Genomic DNA, 19,708 nt, shown 5'->3' with positions numbered 1-19,708 from the left:
GTCCGATCTATCGCAGCGGATACGCTACGGCGCCACACGCCGCACGACAGGTGTTTCCGGCGTCGGATAGCCCGCTTCGCGGAACGTTTCGATGATCGTGCGGTTGGTGTCGAAATACACCTGCCAGTAGTTGTCGTTGTGCGTGTAAGGCCGCACGCACAGCAGCGGACCTTCCGGCGTGAACGACAGCACTTCGATATCGGGCGGCGGGCTCTCTGACACATTCGGAATCTTCGTGACGGCGGCCCGCAACCGGTTCGCCGCATCGATGGGATCGACGCCGTTCGCGACCTTCGCCGTCAGTTCGACGCGCCGCACCGGCTGCGCGCTGAAATTGGAAATGATGCCCGAGAAGATCGTGTTGTTGCCGACGATGGTCAGCACGTTGTCAGGCGTGACGATCGTGGTGCCGAACAGGCCGAGTTCCTGAACCGTGCCCGTCACGCCGCCCGCCGTCACGAAATCGCCGACCTTGAACGGTCGCAGCACCTGCATGAAGATGCCCGCCGCGAAATGCGCGAGCAGACCGCCCCACGCGGTGCCGATCGCGAGACCGAGGCCCGCGAGCAGCGCGGCGAACGACGTGGTCTGCACGCCGAACACCTGCAGGATCGCGAGTATCAGGATCAGATTCAGAAGCGCGCCGAGGATCGAGCCAAGGTAGTGCGCAAGCGTCGGATCGACCTTGCTGTTGCGCGCGAGCGCCTTGCGCAGCAGGCCGATGACGAGCCCAATCACCCATCGCCCGACGATCCACAGGACGATTGCACCGAGTACCTCGGTCCCGAAGTCGATGCCCCGGGTCATCAGAAAGACGCGTACGGCTTCGATATCCACGATTCCCTCGCTTGAGTCGGTTCGTATGACTGACTGCGTGCATGCGACGGCGGTGGACGCGAGGCGGACCAGCAGGGCGGACGCCGCGTCCATCGCTTGTGCTACACGACGTTGTTATCCGTACGGCGAACGGCTTGAGCGGGCAGGTTGCCCGATATGCGAGAAACGGCGGCGCTGTTGCCGCCGCTTGCAATCATCGACTGTTATAGGCGATGGCGCGGCCGTCAGCAAGACATATTCCCGCCTGAGCACGTCCGCGCCGATCGTGCTCAATTGGCGGAAGGCGACGTGCCGATGACGGTGCGAGCGTCAGCGCGCCCGGCTGCCTTGCGGCTGCGCATGCGCGACAGCCCGATGGCGATGCCGCATGCCGTCACATAGGCGGCAAGACGCGGAATGAACGCTTGCACGGTGCTGAACTTGCCATAGCGCGCCTGCGAATCGGCGAACACCAGAAAGGTCAACGCCGCATCGAACAGCAGCGCGATCGCGACGAATACGACGAACACCAGATAGCCGTTCGGTTTCGCGTCGGGCCTCATCCAGTTGATCACGCAACATGCTGTCAGCAGCACGGCGAGGATGATCAGGTTCGAAATGAGATCGAGCAGGAAATTGATCATGACGTTGAGATGAGAACGTTCTTTTACGAATGCCCGCTCGCAGGATGACGTCGATGTGCAGTCACCACATGGGCATGGCGGCGCGATCATTGCACGTCTTTCCATCTCGATAAATGCAAATATCTGGACTCCGGAATAAGGCGTTGGCGACGCACGACACGCGATGCTTTTTCTCAACGATTTGTGCCGTCAAAATGTAAAAAAGGGTCTCCGGTTGCCCGGAGACCCTTGTCGGTCTGGCGACGACAGCACATATCGCGCTGTCGTAGGAAATTCGCTATTGCCTGAGCGACGCGGCCGGCGCGAAGTCTTCCGCGTCGACGTCGTAGCCCGACGGCTCCCAGCGGATCGCGAGCAGCGCAATGAGGCCGCACAGCGGCGCGACTGCGATGATCCAGAACACGCGCGTATGCAGCGCGGCGGCGAGCACGGGGAACAGGAACAGCGAAACGGTCGAGCTTGCGCGCATCAGCGTCTGGTTGAAGCCGACGCCCACGCCGCGCAGCGAAGTCGGATAGCTCAGCGAAGCGAACGTCATGGTGTGCGATCCCGGCCCGAAGCCCTGGCCGAACAGGAACAGCGCAAGCATCGCGATTGCGATGGAGACCTGCGCGGCGCCCGCTGGCTTGCCGACGACGGCGAGCCCGACGAGCGCGACGAGCTGGCACGCATAGCCGGCCACGGTCATGTTCCAGGCGCCGAACTTCGGCACCATGCGCACCGCGATGATGCCGCCCACGAACGCAAACGCAAGATTGAGCACGAGCGACGCGAGGATCGTGGTGAGCATCGACTGCGCGAGGAAGCTCGAAATGATCACCGGCAAGCCGAACGCGACCGCGTTATACGCGAACGACGACGCAATCGAGATAACGGTCGCGAGTACCGTGCGCTTCAGATAGACGCCCTTGAGCAGCGTGCCGTAGTTCTTCCACGACGCCGTGCGCACGTGGCTCTGTGTCGCCTTCGCGGCGGCGTCCGGCGCGACGTCGGCGTCGATGCCGTACGAGCGCTTGAGAATCTGCGCGGCGCCGTTCAGATCGCCCTGATTCGCGGCCCATACGGGCGACTCGCTGATATAGCGGCTGCGGATCAGGATGATGACGATTGCGGGCACGGCGCCAAAGCCGAGAATCAGACGCCATAGCAGAGGCTGATGGCTCTCCGGCAAGGTCGCATAGAACGCCAGCACGAGCAGATATGACACGCTGATGGCCGCATACCAGACGGGGCACCACATCGCGACGCGCGAGGCCTTGTTGCCCTTGCCTTGCAGCCGCGAGAACTCGGCGAGAAACGCCATCGCGACGGGCAGGTCGATGCCGACGCCGAGACCCATCACGAAGCGCGCACCGCCAAGCACCCACGCGTTCGGCGCGAATGCGCAGGCGAGTGCCGCGATCACGAAGAAGAACATGTCGGCCATGAACACGCGATAACGGCCGATGCGGTCGGTCAGAAAGCCGCCGAGTAACGCGCCGACGATAGCGCCGAACGTGATCGCAGAAGCGACGAAGCCGGTGCCGGCCGGTGTCAGCGAAAATTGGCGCGCGACGTCCTTGAGGCCGAACGCGAGCGCGCCGAGATCGTAGGCATCGAGAAACACGCCGCCGAGCGCAATCGCGACGACGATGCGCGCGTCGCTGCCGATGGCGGCGCCTTGGTTGACGAGTGCCGATACATCGGCGGCGGAACGGATGACAGGCTTGTTGTGTACGCGGGAGGATGCTTGCGCGACGCCTGTTTCGGGCGCGAGAACGGTGGACATTCGGCTGGTGCGCGCAAAACGCGCAAAAGGGGCGAATCGTACTGGCGCCTGGCTGCTGCCGCCAACGTTATTTTTGTTATTAGCTCATGCCCGTGTTGATGCGGAATGAATCGTCCCAAATACGGGAATGCGAACCGGCGCGCGGTCGGGATCAGCTCTTCGACATGCTGTGCCGGTGGGCCGCGCGATAGTCGGTCGGGGAAATGGACAGACGTTTGCGGAAGATCTTCGCGAGCCCGTCGCCGCTACGCACGCCGCAGCGCCGCGCGATCCCGTCGATCGACATGTCGGTTTCCGTCAGCAGCAGGCAGCTCGCGTCGAGCCGCGCGCGCAGCAGGTATTCCGACGGCGTGAGCCCTACTTGCGCCTTGAAGCGCCGCAGGAAATTGCGCTCGCTCATCTTCGCGACTTCGGCGGCTTCCGCCACCGAAATGTGACGCGTGTAGTTCTCGCGTATCCAGTGCGCGGCCGTCGTGATCTTGCGGGTGATGCCCTTTTTTTCGTCGTCGTCGAGAATCGCATCGAGGCGCTTGGACGTGCCCGACAGCGCGCGCTCGGACACCAGCCGCGCGATCGGCGTGCCGTGATCGCGCTTGATGACCGTGAGCGCGGCCGCGATCGAACGCACGGGTGCGTCGACGTCGATCGAGGCGCCGGGCTCGATGTGCCATTGCGTGTCGTGTACGACGGGGGCGACGGGTGTGCCCGAGTCGTCGGTTGCGCCCGACATGCTGCGCCAGCCGCGCCGCTCGAAGGCGAGATCGGCGGCCGCGAGCACGCCGAGACCCTCGTCGAGCCCCTTGACGACGCGGATTTTCGGCGCGATCGCGCGCAGGCGCCGGATCAGTCGCTCGTTCACCTTCGCGCGGGACGCGCCCGGACCGCCGACGATGAACATCGTGTCGAAGCCGTTCAGCAGCGGTCCATTGAGGCTTTCCGTCCACACGCGCAGCGAACAGCTGCTGACGACGCTGCCGCCCATTTCGGACAGCATCACGATCGAATAGGAGGGTTCGATACCCACACCCTCGAGGCCGGACTGGTCGGCCTGTGCTTCGTTGGCGAGTCGGAACGCGTCAGCGAGCAGACACACGTCGCTCAGCGGAAATCGTTCAAAAACGAGAATGCCGATACGTTTGACCATGTGCCCGACATTGACGACTGCGCTCGACGAGGTTGAATCCATCCATCGACTCACCGCGTGCTCATATCGCATCGTCTGTCTCCAGTGCCGAGGACGGCGAAAGAATAAAGGTCTGCGTGCCTTGGGTCCATCATAGGCCCAGGTTTTTAAGGTCTGGCGGTTTGAGTCGGAAAATACCGAGAAGTTGGCAGATCGGCTCGATATTCGCGGAATACGCTGGCGTATCGATGCTTATCAAACCACTCAAAAGAGGCGCGAGCATGCTCAGCATACGCAAGGCGGTGTTCCCCGTGGCCGGTCTCGGCACCCGATTCCTCCCCGCGACCAAGGCGAGCCCGAAAGAGATGCTGCCCGTCGTCGACAAGCCGCTGATCCAGTACGCGGTCGAGGAGGCTATTGCGGCGGGCATCACCGAGATGATCTTCGTCACGGGGCGCAGCAAGCGCGCGATCGAAGACCATTTCGACAAGTCCTACGAGGTCGAGTGCGAGCTGCTCGCGCGCGGCAAACTCGCGTTGCTGGAGCTGGTGCAGAACATCAAGCCGAGCCATGTCGAATGCTGCTATGTGCGCCAGCCGGAGCCGCTTGGGCTCGGCCACGCGGTGCTGTGCGCGGAAAAGCTGGTCGGCGACGAGCCGTTCGCCGTGATCCTCGCCGACGACCTGCTCGACGGCGAGCCGCCCGTTCTGTCGCAAATGGTGAGCCTTTTCAATCACTATCATTGCTCGATTGTCGGTGTCGAGGAGATCGGCAAGCAGGAATCGCGCTCGTATGGCGTGATCGACGGCAAGCGCTGGGATGATCGGCTCTTCAAGATGTCGGACATCGTCGAAAAGCCCGCGCCGGAGGACGCGCCGTCGAATCTCGGCGTCGTGGGCCGCTACGTGCTGATGCCCGCGGTGTTCGATCATCTGCGCCGCCAGCGCGCGGGCGCGGGCGGCGAGATCCAGCTGACGGATGCGATCCAGTCGCTACTCGGCTCGGAGCAGGCGCTTGCCTACCAGTACCGCGGCAAGCGCTTCGACTGCGGCAGCAAGCTCGGCTATCTGAAGGCGACGGTCGAGTTCGCGTTGCGCCATCCCGAAGTGAAAGATGCGTTCGATGCCTATCTGCGCGGCCGCATGCACGGCGAAACCGGCGCGAACGGCGAGGGCGCGCAGGAAGAGCTGGCGGAACTGTTGAGCCGGGTCTGATTTCGGGGCGCTCAAGCGTGGCGCGGCGGCGCGAGCTGCCGCGCCACTTTTACTGTGAAAGGACATCGCCCGCCGACGAACCTCGCCCGCGGACTCAGCGGAAATACGCCTTCGTGTTTTCGTGCACGTCGTCGCGCGCGAGCAGCGCTTCGGGCGTGAGCCAGATATAGCGGCTGTGCTGGTCGAAGCGCCCGACGGACGTCGTGTTCTCGAGCGTCAGGAAATACGCGATCACGACGCTGTGTGTCGAGATCCGGTCCACGCCGGCGAAGTTGTCTTTATAAAGGTGTTCGAACAGACCGCCGAAACGCGCGGCCGAGCGCTCCATCCCCGAGATGCCGAGTTCCGCGTCGACAATACGTGTGAACGCCGCGTCAAGCCTCTCGTTCTTGCAGATACGCCCGCCCGGCACGAACCAGGTGCCGAGCGCCGGGCGATTACGCCGATGCCCGACGAGCACTCGCCCCGCGTAGTCGGACACGATCAGGTCGATCGACACGAGCGGTGTCATCTTGACGACCTGGAGAAAATCGCCTGCTTCGAGATAATCGGCACACGTGGCGGCCATGTCTCTCTCTCGTCATGTAGTCTTGTTTAATGGATGCAGCCAAACGGGATGCAGCACAATGCCCGTCACACGCGCCGCACGTGTGACGGGCGGCCGGCTTGCCTGTCTATTGATCGTGATCGCTGGCGAACAGCCGCGACGCGGTGCCGAACAGAAGGGCGATGGCAACGGCGACGCCCACGCTAAGCAGCAGCCAGGACGCCAGCATTGCGACCACCATCACCATGATCCAGCCCAAACCGGTCATTCCACCGCTCCGTCGTCATGGCCTCGATGGCTTGCGCTACATGACGCGCGCATGACGCGCGGCTTGCAGCATTTGCACAGAGTCTAGACGTAGCAATAAAACGCGGTTCTGTCGTCTGACGCCTAAATGCCGTCTTGTATGGCCAAAGTGAAAGGCGGCGCGTGCGCGCGTGCTGCGCGCCGTTTTGCGCACGCTTCGTCGCGGCGATTACGGCGACTACGAGGGCGGTTATGGCGCGACGTAGCCCGCCGGCGTCGTGACGTTGGCCTTCATCACGGCGACATTCGACGACACGACATACACGGGCGTCTCCGTCAGCGTGAGCGACACGTAACCATCTTCGTACGACACGCTCAACGGATTGCCCATCATGTCGAACACCGTGACCTTGCCAGCGGTGCCCGGCGCATCCACCTGCAGACGCCATGCGACGCCCGCTGTCGGGTCGAAGTGAGTCGACTTGTTCCACTTTGCGTTGTCGTGCGTCCAGGCGGCCGTGACGACTTTGCCGTTGTTCAGGCGCTGGAACGCGTACGCGTAGACGCCCGCAGGCGTGCGCTTGACGGGCCCGAGCGTGGCCGTGCCGTCGATCAGCCGCGTCATCGCGACAATCGCGGATGCGGCGGGCTTCGGGCTGACCGTGCTCGGACCGAACGCGCCCTTTGGATGTTCGAGATCGAAGAACACGCCGTAGCCAGGCGTCGCAGCGGGCGAGTCGTTCGAATAGAAGATGTAGGTCATGTCGGCGCCTTCGCCGAGCAGGATCAGATGCGTACGAGCGACGACGGCGCCTTGCGCGTACAGCACATCGTTGGGCGGATAGCGCGGGCCATACTCTTCACCGACGTCGTAGCTGATGCCGGTCTCCGTTGCGAACAGCTTTGCGCCTGGCCTGTACTGATCCGTCATCACGCGTCGCAAGGCGCGCATCGCGTTCGGCAGCGCGTATTGCGCCTGTTGCGGATTGCTGTCGTTCATCAGACGTTCGGGCGGATGCGACGGGCTGTTGCCGCCCGGATCGTAGTAGCCGTGAATGGCAATCCCGTCGAGATACTTAGGCAGGCCGAGCGGCGCGAGACGCTTGAGCCATTCGATATTGCCAACCACCGATCCAAACGTCGGGCCCATCACGACGGCGTTCGGATCGGTCGCATGAATGCCTTCATGCACGGACTTATATAGCTGGACGAAATTCGCATCGGTGTCGCGCCAGGGCAGGCCGCCTGCCAGATCGGGCTCCCATGTCACCTGGTAGTAGTTGCTCGATTGCGTTGGAAAGACTGTGTTGCGCACGCGGCTCGATTCAGTGCCGACGCGCTGCATGTATTCGCGCAGCGCATCCGTCGACTTCGGCAGATAGCTATGCGTCTGCTTGCCCGTGGGACTTGCCCAACCAGGAAAGCCATCGAGTTGTATCAGCCGCAGCAGGTCGCCTTTGCGGAACCACGGCGCAAGTTGTCGCGTGGCGGGATTAAAGGTGTCCGCGCGGTCGGGTTCTTCCTTGTACCAGTTGCGGTTGTCGTTGACCCACGTGAGGCCGAGCCGCGTATAGAGCGGACGATAGCCGTCGCCGTCGCAGCAGCGCTGGCCGGGTCCGACGAACGCGCCGCCCTGGCCGCCGAAGCGATGCAGGTCCGCGTGCGCGTAATGCACGGGCGGCACGCTCGCCGATACATCGGGCAGCACGCCGAATGTCGCGATGCCTTGCGGACGCGTGCCGCGCGCCGCCAGTTGCCCACGCGCCTTTTCCAGTGATGCGGACAGCGCGAAGTATCCCGCCAGCGATGATTCGCAATTCAACGTCACCTGACGCGCGCCTTGCGCAACGTCATACGTGCCGCTTGCCTGCACGGTGCCCCATGCATCGCGGACCTTCCATGCGAGCCTGTCGTCGCGCGGCGCACGTGTCGTGATGACAATCTGGAACGAACGGTCGAGCGGAAAGAGACGCGTGCCGTCACTTCCCGGTGTGTCTGCGTCGATGAGATCACCCTGTGCGTTCGCAGCCGTGACGTCCGACGATTTGTTACAACGGAGTCCTTGAGAATCATTCGCACGAATCGGCGCTTTCGTAGGCCATTCGGTGTCGTCAGAGGCGTCGCCCGTGGATGCTGTCGTGGCTTTGGCGGAAGCGGACGGGCTGGCTGAACCGTTCGCGCCCGCGATCCAGCATTGCTTGAGCTCGCCAGGCGCGGGATCGCCGAATATCGCGTTGTTACAAGGCGTGCCGTTTGTCAGCGACTTGACCGTGTTGTGCGTCTCGCTGCCATAACGCACGTCGCGCGTGCCGCTGAAGCTGCACGTACCGCGCTCGTCTGCGCAATGAGTCCAGTTAGCAGGATTCTTCGCAGCCTGTTCGTTATCGGCCGATGCATTGTCACAGCCGCTCGCTATGGCAATGGATACGACTAGCATTGCTACTCGCAAGCTCAACGAAACATTGTGTGAAAGAAGTGCCCGAAAATCTGATGTGCATCTCTTACCGACACTGTTATCGCCATCAGTCATTCTTCCCCCAAACGGTATTGATGACCGGTTACGCGCATATCCGCGACCCAGATTACACCGGTGAGTTAGCAGGAATTGGACGTTTCCTAGTACATGGGCGCAACTTCGCTGGCGGATCGATACGAATGTTGCGTCGTCGCGACGCTTGTTCGTGGCGAGATTCGACTAATGCGGCGAAGTCACGCCGCATAAGGGCTGCAACGCCGAGAGACGCTGTTTGCGTGTCCGAATGAACCTGAATGTCTTGCCAAAATGGCAGTTTGACTGCACCTGGATAGCGCCATTGCGCCTCTCACTGGGGCCCAATGTTTCGTGTTTGAAACATTAATTGATTTATTTATGGCGACACTCAAAAAGGAATAGAAGAAATTATTTGGCGCGTCATTTCAGTTCTTATAATTCCTAATTCGTGCCCTTGTGCGCGCAATTTCATCATATCAATAAAGCCGTCATTTCATATTAGCAAACTGGCAATTGAATGGGGAATCGGGATAACCAGGTATGCTTCCGGGTAAGTATTGCAGACCCTAAATGTAAAACCGAAAAAATTGCTGTTTAATTGGTATGAAGAAACCGAAATTGAAACAATTTGTAAGGCTTTGTGTCAAGCCTGACGAGGCTTTTGAGGCGTAAGTCTGGTTCGTCTTATGAAATGGCGAATTAGGCGTGGAATAGAGGCTCGTAATAATCGGTTTATGTGATTGTTAAATGCGGGCTGAAAGCCGGTTAGCGTCCAACGGACCGAATACGCCAATACATCGTCAGTTTCAGTCAGTAGCTGCCGGGATTGTTTTTTTAATGCGTATGATGCACTGCACATCGCATGCATTTATACAGTTCTTTCCACGCCGGAATGGTCAAGGGGGAAGAGTCATGGCGTATGCAAGTCTTGAATCTCCGATGGTTGGCTGGGTGCGAGCGCCTGAGCGCAGCGCGCACTACGCAGCCGCTACACGCCACATAGCAATTCTGCTTTTCGACGGCTGTTCTCTTCTTGGCGCAGGCATCGTCGCTGAAGTTTTTCACGCTGCTAACGAACTGTCTTCATCCGCCAGTCACAGCTGGACGTATGACGTGAGTTTCCTCTCGGCTGCCGGCGGCAACATTACGTGCTCGTCGTCGATTCGAGTCTGGACGGATGGGCTCGACGCACGTCATTACATGGGCTTCGATGCGCTTTTCGTCGCGGGCGGCAAAGGTGCGCGTGCCGCGGCCCGCGACGAACGGCTCATTGCCTGGCTGCGGCGTGTGCATGCGAACACCAGCACTGTGCGTCCGATCGGCGAAGGACGCTCGCTGCTCGAAGCGGCCTGCATCAACGGCATTCAGCAACGCGAATTCGGCAGCTACAACGTGCGCGAAGAACGCGATGAACGTAACGGCAGCGAAGCGAACGATCGTCTCGAGTCGATGAAGAGCGCGCTGATGCTGATCAAACGCGATCTGGGCATCGATGTCGCGCGCAACGTCGCCGAACGCCTGATGCCCGACGCCGGTGACAGCCTGATGTCGCTGTTGGGCGACAGCTCGGGCAAGAGTCCCGCAGACAAGGTGCGCGCTGCGGCGCGCTGGTTACAGGAGAATTGCCAGCGGTCGATCTCGATCGCGGACGCGGCCCAGGTGGCCGCGATGAGCGAACGCAATTTTCTGCGTCGCTTCAAGATGGAAGTGGGCGTCACTCCGTCCGACTACCTGTTGCACGCACGGCTCGCGATTACCTGCAGCCTGTTGACCGATTCCGAACTGCCCGTCGACAAGATCGCGCGGCGTACGGGAATGGGCAACGGCGATCGTCTTGCCAAGATCTTCCGCAAGCGGATGAAAGTCTCGCCAACGGAATACCGGATGAAGACCCGGCGCGAAGCCGGCATCTAGTCACCGGTCACGATTCGAGGTGTGTCGCAGGTCCTCATCGCAGGGGTTAAGTGACGGACATTAAGGAATCCAAACATGTTGATCGACCAGAACAATCCAACGAATGCGGCTGCACCGGGCAGCGCGCTGCCGGCCTGCACGCAGATCGTGCCGGTCATCCTGGCGGGCGGGTCGGGCACGCGCCTGTGGCCGATGTCGCGTGAAAACTTTCCGAAGCAGCTGATCGGCGTCGTCGGTTCGGAGTCGCTGTTGCAGGACACCGTGCATCGGATGGAAGGCTTTCCGGCTGGCTGGAGCGTGTCGAATTCGCCCATTGTCGTGTGCGGCGAAGAGCATCGCTTCGTGATTGCCGAGCAGTTGACGTGCAATTCGTGCACACCGCGTCTCGTGGTGGAACCGGCGCGCCGCGACACGGCGCCCGCGCTCACGCTGGCAGCAGCGCTCGCCTGCGCGAACGGCGAAGACGCGATTCTCGTCGTGATGCCGTCCGACCACGCGATCGACGACGTGCCCGCATTGCAGCGTGCGCTCGAAGTTGCCGCGCGCCACGCGCAGCGCGGCTCGATCGCCACGCTTGGCGTACCGCCGGGCGCGCCGGAAACGGGCTTTGGTTATATCCGCGTCGGCAAGAAGCTGGATGACGATGCGCGCGAGATCGACGGTTTCGTCGAAAAGCCCGCCGCCGAACTCGCGAAGCAATACCTGGCGCAAGGCACGTACTGGTGGAACAGCGGCATCTTCATCGTGCGCGCGAGCGTGTGGCTCGCGACGCTGCAATCGCTGCAGCCCGATATGCACGCGGCGTGTCTCGCATCGTTCGTGCAAGGGCATACGGACGGCAACACGTTCCGTCCCGCGGCGGATGCGTTCACGCGCTCGCCCGCCGATTCGATCGACTACGCGGTGATGGAGCGCCTGAATGCAACGGTGGGCTGGACGTCGGCGGGCGTGGTCGTGCCGCTTGACGCGGGCTGGTCCGATCTCGGCTCGTGGGACGCCGTGTGGGCCGCGCAGCCGAAGGACGAGAACGGCAACGTCGGGCGTGGCCGCGTGATGTTCGAAGGTGCCGTATCGAGCTATGCGCATTCGGACGGACGGCTGGTCGCGTGTGTTGGCACGACCAACGTCGTGGTCGTCGAAACGGCCGACGCCGTGCTCGTCGCCGACCGCTCGCGCGTGCAGGACGTGAAGGGGCTGGTCGCGCGCATCAAGGCGCAGAAAGCGCCCGAGGCCGACGCGCATCGCAAGGTGCGCCGTCCGTGGGGCTTCTACGACTCGATCGATCACGGCGACCGATTTCAGGTGAAGCGCATCGTCGTGACGCCGGGCGCGAAGCTGTCGCTGCAACTTCATCACCATCGCGCCGAACACTGGATCGTCGTGCGCGGCACGGCGCTCGTCACGCGCGGCGATGAACAGTTTCTGCTGACCGAAAACGAATCCACTTACATTCCGCTCGGCGTGCGGCACCGGCTCGAGAACCCGGGCAAGGTGCCGCTCGAAATCATCGAGGTGCAGTCGGGCTCGTATCTCGGCGAAGACGACATCGTGCGCTTCGACGACACGTACGGACGGTGCGAACAGGCGCAAGACCAGAAGCAGTTGCAGGGCGCAGGCCCGCTTCCGGTCCAGAGCCAGAACCAGAGTCAGGGCACGGGGCAGGGCCCGACTCACGCCGCGAGTTAGGCGCGCGGCGGCGTAACACGCAACACCCGGAGAGCAGGTAACGAACGACGAACGGCAGGGTGACCGATATGCGGGACTTACAGGACTTTTTCGCGCGGGTGGCGGACGTGGCGCTGATACTTTTAGGCGCCATCGTCGCATCGCAGATCCGCTTCGACGAATTTTCACAGCGCGGCTTCTACGACGCGTTCGTTCTCTTTTCCGCGGCCTTTGCGCTGGCGATGTTCCCAGCGTTCGGCGTCTACGTATCGTGGCGCGGCCGCTCGAAGCTCGCGCTCGCCGGGCAGGTCGCGCTCGCGTGGCTCGTCGTGCAGGGCTGCGCGCTCGCGCTGATGTATTCGTTGCATCGGATCGACATCGTGTCGCGCCTCTGGTTTGCGTACTGGACGGCGATGGCGGGCGGCCTGCTGATCGCATGGCGGCTGATCGCGCATGCCGTGCTGGCTCGCGCGCGGCGCCTGGGCTGGAATCTGCATCAGGTGGCGATCGTCGGCAGTGGCGGCCATTGCGACCAGATCTTGCGCCGCGTCGAATCGCAGCCGGCCACGGGCTTTCGCGCAACGGCCGTACTGAACACGCACCCCGAAGAATCGCCGCTGACCAACCCACGCGTGACCTGCTTCGATTCGCAGGCGGCGTTCGCCGACTACGTACGCGCCAACGACGTGCATGAACTGTGGCTCGCGCTGTCGCTTACCGACGAGCGCACGATCTTTCGCCTCGTCACAGAGTTTCGCAACGACCTCGTGAACATCCGCTTCATGCCGGACGTGCGCAGCCTCGCGCTGTTCGACACCAGCAGCGTGATCGAACTGCTCGGCGTGCCCGCGATCAACCTCGTCGCGTCGCCGCTGTCGTCGCGCGCGCTGTTCAAGAAGGATCTGTTCGACCGCGTGTTCGCCGCGGCCGCCATCATCGGACTCGCGCCGCTGCTGATCGCGATTGCGATTGCCGTCAAGGTGACGTCGCCCGGCCCCGTGTTCTTCCGCCAGAAGCGCAAGGGCGCCGATGGCCGCGTCTTCAAGATCTACAAGTTCCGCTCGATGCGCGTACACACCGAGGAAGCCGGCAAGGTCAGCCAGGCGACCAAGGGCGATCCTCGCATCACCAGGGTCGGCGCGTTCCTGCGCCGCACGAGCCTCGACGAGCTGCCGCAGTTCTTCAACGTGCTGCGCGGCGACATGTCCGTGGTGGGGCCACGCCCGCACGCACTCGAACACGACGATCTGTATCAGAAGGTCGTGGCTGGCTATATCCATCGTTACCGGATCAAGCCGGGTATCACAGGCTGGGCGCAAATCAACGGTTTTCGCGGCGAGACCGATCGCATCGAGAAGATGGAGCGGCGCGTCGCGCATGACCTGTATTACCTGGGGCACTGGACGTTCTGGCTCGATATGCGAATCATCGGCGTCACGATCGTCAAGGGCTTCGTTCATACCAACGCGTATTGAGACGGGGAGCAAGCCAATGAAAAAGGACCAAGCTCCCGAGTTAGGAGGAACTGCCATGAACCGCATTCGAACAGGCGTGTATGCGCCGTTAGTGCTGTCGATGACGTTGCTGCTTTCCGCCTGCGGTCTCTCACCCGGACAACGGATGATCACACCCGCCGCGTTGCAGGATACGGGTGGTGAGTACAGCACCGAGGCCGAGCAGCAGATCCAGATTCCCATCACCGACATCAATCTGTCGCTGGTGCGGAAGATGAAAGGCCAGACGACGGATCTGAGCCAGCAGACGGTCGGTCTCTTCAGTAACAAGCCGCCCGTCTACAAGATCGGTCCCGGCGACGTGATGCAGATCACCGTCTGGGACCACCCCGAGCTGGCCGCCGCGCTCGGACAGCCGCAGGCATCGGGCAACAAGAACGATCCGGGCCTCGGCTTTCTCGTCGATGCCGACGGCAACATCCAGTTCCCGTATGCGGGCACGCTGCATGTGGGCGGCAAGGACGCGTCGACGGTCCAGAAAGAATTGTATAAAAAGCTGAGCGTCGTGTATTCGAAGCCTGAAGTGACCGTGCGTGTCTCGTCATTCCGCTCGTCGCAGGTGTATGTGGACGGCGAAGTGCATGCGCCCGGGCCCGCACAGATCAACGACATCCCCATGTCGCTGACGGAAGCGATCAACCGCACGGGCGGCTTCACGCCGAACGCGGACCAGGGTCGTCTCGAACTCGTGCGCAACGGCGTGACCTACGACCTGAACATGCCCGACCTGATCAAACGCGGCCGCGCGCCGACCTCGATCTATCTGCAACCCGGCGACATGCTGCGCGTGCCGGCACGCGAAGAGAACGGCATCTATCTGATGGGCGAAGTGAACAAGCCCGCGACGATCCTGCCGATGCGCGACGGCAAGCTGTCGCTGTCCGAAGCGCTCTCTCAGGCGGGCAGCTTCAACCCGAACACGGCCGACGCGAAGCAGACCTTCGTCATCCGCAATTCGACGAGCGACAAGCCGGAGATCTATCACCTCGACACGACCTCGCCCGTTTCGATGCTGCTCGCGAACCAGTTCGAGCTGCAGCCGAAGGATGTCGTCTATGTCGACAACAACAGCCTCGTGCGCTTCAACCGCGTGTTGACGCTGCTGCTGCCGGCAATCAACGCCGGTGTGACGGCTGCGTTGCTCGCGAAGTAAGCGGCAGGTATGCGTTATGCATCAACGGGGTGAAACAACGCAACGCTTTCGACACTGTCGGTCTTTGATGGATCAAGCAAATGGCTATCAACTTTGACAATCGTTATACGGATGTCAGTTCGGACGAGATGCATCTGACGGATTATCTGCAGGCCATCGTCGCGAACTGGCGCTCCATTCTGTTGATCACGCTGGCTATCACGGCGCTGGGCACCGCGTATGCATTTATCGCGACGCCCGTCTATCGTGCGGACGTGCTGTTTCATGTGGTTGACAAGGCCGACAACAATAACAAGCAGGACGGCCTGCAACCGCTGACAGGCATGTTCGACACGAAGCCGTCGACAGCAGCCGAGATCGAGTTGATGAAGTCGCGGCTCGTGACCGAGGAGACCGTCAAGTCGCTGCACCTCGACATCGCCGCGCGGCCGCACACGTTGCCTTTCGTCGGCGGGCTGCTCGCGCCGCTGATGAACGGCAAGTGGGGCATCACGCTGCCGCCTGCGCTGCAGTTGCCGAGCTACGCGTGGGGCAACGAGAGCATCAAGGTGTCGCGCTTCGACACGGCGAAGGACATGTACGACAAGGACTTCACGTTGATCGCCGGGCAGAACGGCGACTTCGTGCTGAACAATCCCGATGGCGTCGCGATTCTCGAAGGACGCGTCGGCGAGAACGTCGTGCGCGAAACGCCGGCCGGCCCGATCACCTTGCGCGTCGATGAAATGACGGGTGCGCCGGGCACGCGTTACGAGCTGACGCGCGGGTCCACGTTGACGACCGTTGAGCGGCTGCAGAAGGCGATGGATATCGGCGAATCGACGCTGCAGTCGGGCGTGATTCGCGCGAGCCTCGAAGGCCACGATCCGAGGCTCACGGCCGACATCATGAACAGCATGGCGCGCGAGTTCATCCGTCAGGACGTCGAAAGCCGTTCGACGGAAGCCGAGCACATGCTGGCGTTCCTCGATCAGCAGTTGCCGCAGCTGCGCAAGGAACTCGATGCCGCCGAGCAGCGCTACAACACGTTCCGCAACCAGCACGGCACCGTCGACCTGAGCGAAGAAAGCCGGCTGCTGCTGCAGCAGATCGTCGACAACAAGACCAAGCTCGTCGACTTGCAGACGCAGCGCGCGGAGATGTCGCAACGCTTCACCGCGAATCACCCGGCCGTCGCCGCGCTCGACGCACAGATCGCCGGGCTGCAAGGCAATCTGTCGAAGATGGGCAAGAGCGTGCAGACGCTGCCCGATACCGAGCAGACGGCCCTGCGCCTGTTGCGCGACGTGCATGTCGATACCGAGCTGTACACGAACCTGCTCAACAGCGCGCAGCAGCTGCGCATTGCGAAGGCGGGCCAGGTGGGCGACGTGCGCATCGTCGACTTTGCCGAGGCGGCCGATGACCCCGTGCGTCCGAAGCGCGTGCTGGTGATCCTGATCAGCTTCGGCGCGGGTCTCTTTATCGGCATCGTGTTCGCCTTCGTGCGCAAGACGCTGTATGGCGGCGTCGAACGTCCGGATGAGCTTGAAGCCGCGCTGGGCGTGCCCGTGTTCGCCGTGGTGCCGCGCAGCGAGCAGCAGATGCGCCTGCAGCAGGACGTGATGATGCGCCGGCGCGGCCTGCATGTGCTCGCCGAACAGGCGCCGCAGGATATCGCCGTGGAAGGGGTGCGCAATCTGCGCACGTCGCTGCAGCTCTCTGTCGACGACAAGCAGAACAACGTCGTGATGCTGACGGGCTCGCGCCCGGATGCGGGCAAGTCGTTCCTGTCGGTGAACCTGTCGGCGCTCGTCGCTTCGACGGCCAAGCGCACGCTGGTGATCGACGGCGACATGCGGCGCGGTGACGTGCATTCGCACTTCGGCCTGCAGCATCAGCCGGGCCTCTCGGACGTGCTGCGCGGCGGCGACCTGCAATCGTCGATCCAGCGCGACGTGTTGCCGGGCCTCGACGTGCTGACCAAGGGCTCGCTGCCTTCACATCCTTCGGAGCTGCTGATGAGCAAGCGCTTCGAAACGATGCTCGAAGAGCTGAAGAAGCAGTACGACTTCATCATCATCGATACGCCACCTGTGCTCGCCGTCACCGATTCGACCGTGATCGGCAAGCACGTGGGAACGACGTTGCTCGTGATTCGCCACGGTCGCCATCCTGTGGGCGAGCTCGCGGAAACCGCGAAGCGCCTGCGCAATGGCGGCGTGGATTTGCAGGGGGTGTTGTTGACCGACGTGCCGCAGGCGGGCGCTTTCATCGGCTCGGGTTATCGCGGCGGCTATTACGGTTACGAGAGTATCGCAGGCTAAACGCGGTTCCTGTCCGATCGGGTATAGACGGCGCGGCCCGGAAGACAGCTTCATGCATGGGATCGGAGTAGGCGCTAAAGCGCCAACTCCGATCGACACAGGAGAAAATGATGACAAAGAAAGTTGCCTTGATTACGGGCATCACCGGCCAGGACGGCTCATACCTGGCGGAGCTGCTGATCGACAAGGGCTACGAGGTGCATGGCATCATGCGACGCACGTCGCTATTCAACACCGATCGCATAGATCACCTCTACCGCGACGTGCACGATCCGGAACGATGCCTTCAGTTGCACCATGGGGATATGACGGATTCGACCAGCGTCATGCGCATCATGCAACGCGTCGAGCCGGATGAGGTGTACAACCTCGCTGCACAAAGCCACGTTGCCGTTTCGTTCGACGAACCCGAGTACACCGCGAATGCCGATGGTCTGGGAACGCTCCGGCTCCTCGAGGCGATTCGCGCCAATGGCCTCGAAAAGAAGACACGCTTCTATCAGGCGTCGACCTCCGAGCTGTTCGGGCTGGTGCAGGAAGTGCCGCAGCGGGAAACGACGCCTTTCTATCCGCGCAGCCCCTACGCCGTCGCCAAGCTGTTCGCTTACTGGACGACGGTCAACTATCGCGAGGCGTACGGTATCTACGCATGCAACGGGATTCTGTTCAACCACGAGTCGCCAGTGCGCGGGGAGACGTTCGTGACCCGCAAGATCACGCGAGCGATTGCGCGTATCGCCGTTGGCCTGCAAAAGACGCTTTATCTCGGGAACATGTCCGCACTCCGCGACTGGGGCCATGCGCGAGACTACGTGGAAATGCAATGGCTGATGCTGCAACAGGATCAGCCCGAAGATTTCGTCATCGCGTCCGGCGTGCAATACAGCGTGCGCGATTTCGTGCAGCGCGCGGCCGCCGAGTTGGGCATCACGGTCGCTTTTCATGGCAACGACGAGGAAGAAGTCGGCGTGGTCGAGCATGTCGAGTCGCATAGCGAAGTGCGCGTGCAGAAGGGCGATGTGATCGTGCGGGTCGATCCGCGCTACTTCCGCCCGACCGAAGTGCAGACGCTACTCGGCGATCCATCCAAGGCATACGCAAAGCTTGGCTGGCAGCCCACGACTTCGTTCGATTCGCTGGTCAAGGAAATGGTTCGTTCGGACTATCAAATTGCGCGTCGCGATGCACTGGTGACGCTCGCTGGCTTCAAGGCACTGGAACATCACGAGTGACAGACATGGACAAAAACGCACGCATCTTCGTTGCAGGGCATCGCGGCATGGTCGGCTCGGCGCTTGTGCGCAAGCTCGAGGCGAGCGGCTATCGCAACCTCGTCACGCGCACGCATGCCGAACTCGATCTGACCGACCAGGCGGCCGTGAACCGCTTCTTTGAGATCGAGCAGATCGGCGTCGTGCTACTCGCGGCGGCGCGCGTCGGCGGCATTCTGGCGAACTCGACGCAGCCCGGCGAATTTCTCTACGAGAACCTCGTGATCGAAACCAACGTGATTCACGCGGCGTATCGAGCGAAGGTTGACCGGTTGGTGTTTTTCGGCTCGTCGTGTATCTATCCGAAGCTGTGCCCGCAGCCGATCCGCGAATCGTATCTGCTGACCTCGGAACTGGAGCCGACCAACGACGCATACGCGATCGCGAAGATCGCGGGCCTCAAGCTGTGCGACGCGTACAACCGCGAGTACGGCACGCATTATGTCGCGCTGATGCCGACCAACCTCTATGGTCCGAACGACAACTACGACCTGACCAACAGCCACGTGCTGCCCGCGCTGATCCGCAAGGCGCATGAGGCGCGCCTGCACGGCGACGAATCGCTGACTGTGTGGGGCAGCGGCACGCCGCGCCGCGAGTTCCTGCATGTCGACGATCTGGCCGCCGCGACGCTCTTCGTGCTCGAACATGATGTGAACGCAGGCGTGTTCAACGTCGGCGTCGGCGAGGACCTGAGCATTCGCGAACTCGCACAGACGGTCTGCGACGTGGTGGGTTTCGAAGGCCAGCTGCAGTTCGACGCGAGCAAGCCGGACGGCACGCCACGCAAGTTGCTCGACGTGTCGCAGCTGGCGCAGATGGGCTGGCGTGCGAGCATCGGCCTCGCGGACGGGATCGCGAATACGTATCGCGAATTCGCCGCGAAGTATGAAGAGAAGTTCGGAGACAAGCAGGGAGACAAGCACGGAGACAAGTTTGTAGACAAGCATGGGGAAAAATACGCTGCGCCTTCGTTCGCGATGGCCGCGCGTGCCTGATGAGCCGCTCCTGGTGACGGACGTTGCCCGGGACCGGG

The 19,708-nt window shown here is 62.1% G+C and carries 15 protein-coding genes; 8 read left to right on the top strand and 7 right to left on the bottom strand.

The window, feature by feature from the left end; translation table 11 throughout:
• Positions 1–24: 24 nt before the first annotated feature.
• The 4 genes from C2L65_RS12835 to C2L65_RS12820 form a co-directional block, all read right to left on the bottom strand.
• Positions 25–837 carry a mechanosensitive ion channel family protein gene (locus tag C2L65_RS12835; protein WP_042310723.1) on the bottom strand — a complete coding sequence of 271 codons (813 nt, stop codon included), beginning with the start codon at positions 835–837 and terminating at the stop codon, positions 25–27.
• Between the two features lie 269 nt (positions 838–1,106).
• On the bottom strand, positions 1,107–1,460 hold the full coding sequence (locus C2L65_RS12830) for a hypothetical protein (RefSeq protein ID WP_042310628.1): 354 nt from the start codon (positions 1,458–1,460) through the stop codon (positions 1,107–1,109).
• A gap of 277 nt (positions 1,461–1,737) precedes the next feature.
• Positions 1,738–3,228, bottom strand: coding sequence for an MFS transporter (locus C2L65_RS12825; RefSeq protein WP_042310630.1), 1,491 nt, complete (start codon positions 3,226–3,228; stop codon positions 1,738–1,740).
• Positions 3,229–3,379: 151 nt separating this feature from the next.
• Positions 3,380–4,414 (bottom strand): GlxA family transcriptional regulator, encoded by a 1,035-nt coding sequence (locus C2L65_RS12820; protein WP_042310632.1) that lies wholly within the window; start codon positions 4,412–4,414, stop codon positions 3,380–3,382.
• A gap of 218 nt (positions 4,415–4,632) precedes the next feature.
• Here C2L65_RS12820 and galU point away from each other — a divergent pair, with 218 nt between their 5' ends.
• On the top strand, positions 4,633–5,565 hold the full coding sequence (gene galU, locus C2L65_RS12815) for a UTP--glucose-1-phosphate uridylyltransferase GalU (RefSeq protein ID WP_042310633.1): 933 nt from the start codon (positions 4,633–4,635) through the stop codon (positions 5,563–5,565).
• 94 nt (positions 5,566–5,659) lie between these two features.
• On the opposite strand, the gene C2L65_RS12810 is transcribed toward galU, so the two are convergent.
• From C2L65_RS12810 to C2L65_RS12805, 3 genes are all read right to left on the bottom strand, one after another.
• A complete protein-coding gene (locus C2L65_RS12810; protein WP_042310636.1) occupies positions 5,660–6,133 on the bottom strand; it encodes a GDP-mannose mannosyl hydrolase in 474 nt (157 codons plus the stop codon).
• 106 nt (positions 6,134–6,239) lie between these two features.
• Positions 6,240–6,380 (bottom strand): hypothetical protein, encoded by a 141-nt coding sequence (locus C2L65_RS46130; protein WP_167352341.1) that lies wholly within the window; start codon positions 6,378–6,380, stop codon positions 6,240–6,242.
• A 228-nt stretch (positions 6,381–6,608) separates the two neighbouring features.
• The gene (locus tag C2L65_RS12805) at positions 6,609–8,795 is read right to left on the bottom strand and encodes a glycoside hydrolase family protein (RefSeq protein ID WP_042310637.1); all 2,187 of its coding nucleotides are present in this window, start codon (positions 8,793–8,795) and stop codon (positions 6,609–6,611) included.
• A 966-nt stretch (positions 8,796–9,761) separates the two neighbouring features.
• Here C2L65_RS12805 and C2L65_RS12800 point away from each other — a divergent pair.
• The 7 genes from C2L65_RS12800 to C2L65_RS12770 all read left to right on the top strand — a co-directional run bounded on the left by C2L65_RS12800 (position 9,762) and on the right by C2L65_RS12770 (position 19,670).
• Positions 9,762–10,763: a GlxA family transcriptional regulator gene (locus C2L65_RS12800; RefSeq protein WP_042310639.1), complete on the top strand. Its 1,002-nt coding sequence runs from the start codon at positions 9,762–9,764 to the stop codon at positions 10,761–10,763.
• Between the two features lie 75 nt (positions 10,764–10,838).
• Entirely contained in the window at positions 10,839–12,449 is a 1,611-nt protein-coding gene (locus tag C2L65_RS12795; RefSeq protein WP_042310642.1) for a mannose-1-phosphate guanylyltransferase/mannose-6-phosphate isomerase, read from the top strand.
• A gap of 68 nt (positions 12,450–12,517) precedes the next feature.
• Positions 12,518–13,903 (top strand): undecaprenyl-phosphate glucose phosphotransferase, encoded by a 1,386-nt coding sequence (locus tag C2L65_RS12790; protein WP_042310644.1) that lies wholly within the window; start codon positions 12,518–12,520, stop codon positions 13,901–13,903.
• Positions 13,904–13,958: 55 nt separating this feature from the next.
• The gene (locus tag C2L65_RS12785) at positions 13,959–15,095 is read left to right on the top strand and encodes a polysaccharide biosynthesis/export family protein (RefSeq protein ID WP_042310645.1); all 1,137 of its coding nucleotides are present in this window, start codon (positions 13,959–13,961) and stop codon (positions 15,093–15,095) included.
• A gap of 80 nt (positions 15,096–15,175) precedes the next feature.
• Positions 15,176–17,401: a polysaccharide biosynthesis tyrosine autokinase gene (locus C2L65_RS12780; protein ID WP_042310647.1), complete on the top strand. Its 2,226-nt coding sequence runs from the start codon at positions 15,176–15,178 to the stop codon at positions 17,399–17,401.
• 110 nt (positions 17,402–17,511) lie between these two features.
• A complete protein-coding gene (gene gmd, locus C2L65_RS12775) occupies positions 17,512–18,633 on the top strand; it encodes a GDP-mannose 4,6-dehydratase (RefSeq protein ID WP_042310724.1) in 1,122 nt (373 codons plus the stop codon).
• 5 nt (positions 18,634–18,638) lie between these two features.
• Complete coding sequence (locus C2L65_RS12770; protein ID WP_042310649.1) at positions 18,639–19,670, top strand: GDP-L-fucose synthase family protein; 1,032 nt, start codon at positions 18,639–18,641, stop codon at positions 19,668–19,670.
• Positions 19,671–19,708 lie beyond the last annotated feature (38 nt).

Origin of the sequence: Paraburkholderia terrae (assembly GCF_002902925.1) — a bacterium.
Taxonomy (GTDB): Bacteria; Pseudomonadota; Gammaproteobacteria; order Burkholderiales; family Burkholderiaceae; genus Paraburkholderia; species Paraburkholderia terrae.
This window is presented reverse-complemented; position numbering and strand designations above follow the sequence as displayed.

What these genes read in the sequence shown, in the direction of transcription:
- C2L65_RS12800 (WP_042310639.1), top strand. Translation starts at nt 9,762, where the DNA reads ATGGCGTATGCAAGTCTTGAATCTCCGATGGTTGGCTGGGTGCGAGCG.
- C2L65_RS12820 (WP_042310632.1), bottom strand. Translation starts at nt 4,414, where the DNA reads ATGGATTCAACCTCGTCGAGCGCAGTCGTCAATGTCGGGCACATGGTC.
- C2L65_RS12770 (WP_042310649.1), top strand. Translation starts at nt 18,639, where the DNA reads ATGGACAAAAACGCACGCATCTTCGTTGCAGGGCATCGCGGCATGGTC.
- C2L65_RS12795 (WP_042310642.1), top strand. Translation starts at nt 10,839, where the DNA reads ATGTTGATCGACCAGAACAATCCAACGAATGCGGCTGCACCGGGCAGC.
- C2L65_RS12810 (WP_042310636.1), bottom strand. Translation starts at nt 6,133, where the DNA reads ATGGCCGCCACGTGTGCCGATTATCTCGAAGCAGGCGATTTTCTCCAG.
- C2L65_RS12790 (WP_042310644.1), top strand. Translation starts at nt 12,518, where the DNA reads ATGCGGGACTTACAGGACTTTTTCGCGCGGGTGGCGGACGTGGCGCTG.
- galU (WP_042310633.1), top strand. Translation starts at nt 4,633, where the DNA reads ATGCTCAGCATACGCAAGGCGGTGTTCCCCGTGGCCGGTCTCGGCACC.
- C2L65_RS12785 (WP_042310645.1), top strand. Translation starts at nt 13,959, where the DNA reads ATGAACCGCATTCGAACAGGCGTGTATGCGCCGTTAGTGCTGTCGATG.
- gmd (WP_042310724.1), top strand. Translation starts at nt 17,512, where the DNA reads ATGACAAAGAAAGTTGCCTTGATTACGGGCATCACCGGCCAGGACGGC.
- C2L65_RS12830 (WP_042310628.1), bottom strand. Translation starts at nt 1,460, where the DNA reads ATGATCAATTTCCTGCTCGATCTCATTTCGAACCTGATCATCCTCGCC.
- C2L65_RS46130 (WP_167352341.1), bottom strand. Translation starts at nt 6,380, where the DNA reads ATGACCGGTTTGGGCTGGATCATGGTGATGGTGGTCGCAATGCTGGCG.
- C2L65_RS12780 (WP_042310647.1), top strand. Translation starts at nt 15,176, where the DNA reads ATGGCTATCAACTTTGACAATCGTTATACGGATGTCAGTTCGGACGAG.
- C2L65_RS12805 (WP_042310637.1), bottom strand. Translation starts at nt 8,795, where the DNA reads ATGCTAGTCGTATCCATTGCCATAGCGAGCGGCTGTGACAATGCATCG.
- C2L65_RS12825 (WP_042310630.1), bottom strand. Translation starts at nt 3,228, where the DNA reads ATGTCCACCGTTCTCGCGCCCGAAACAGGCGTCGCGCAAGCATCCTCC.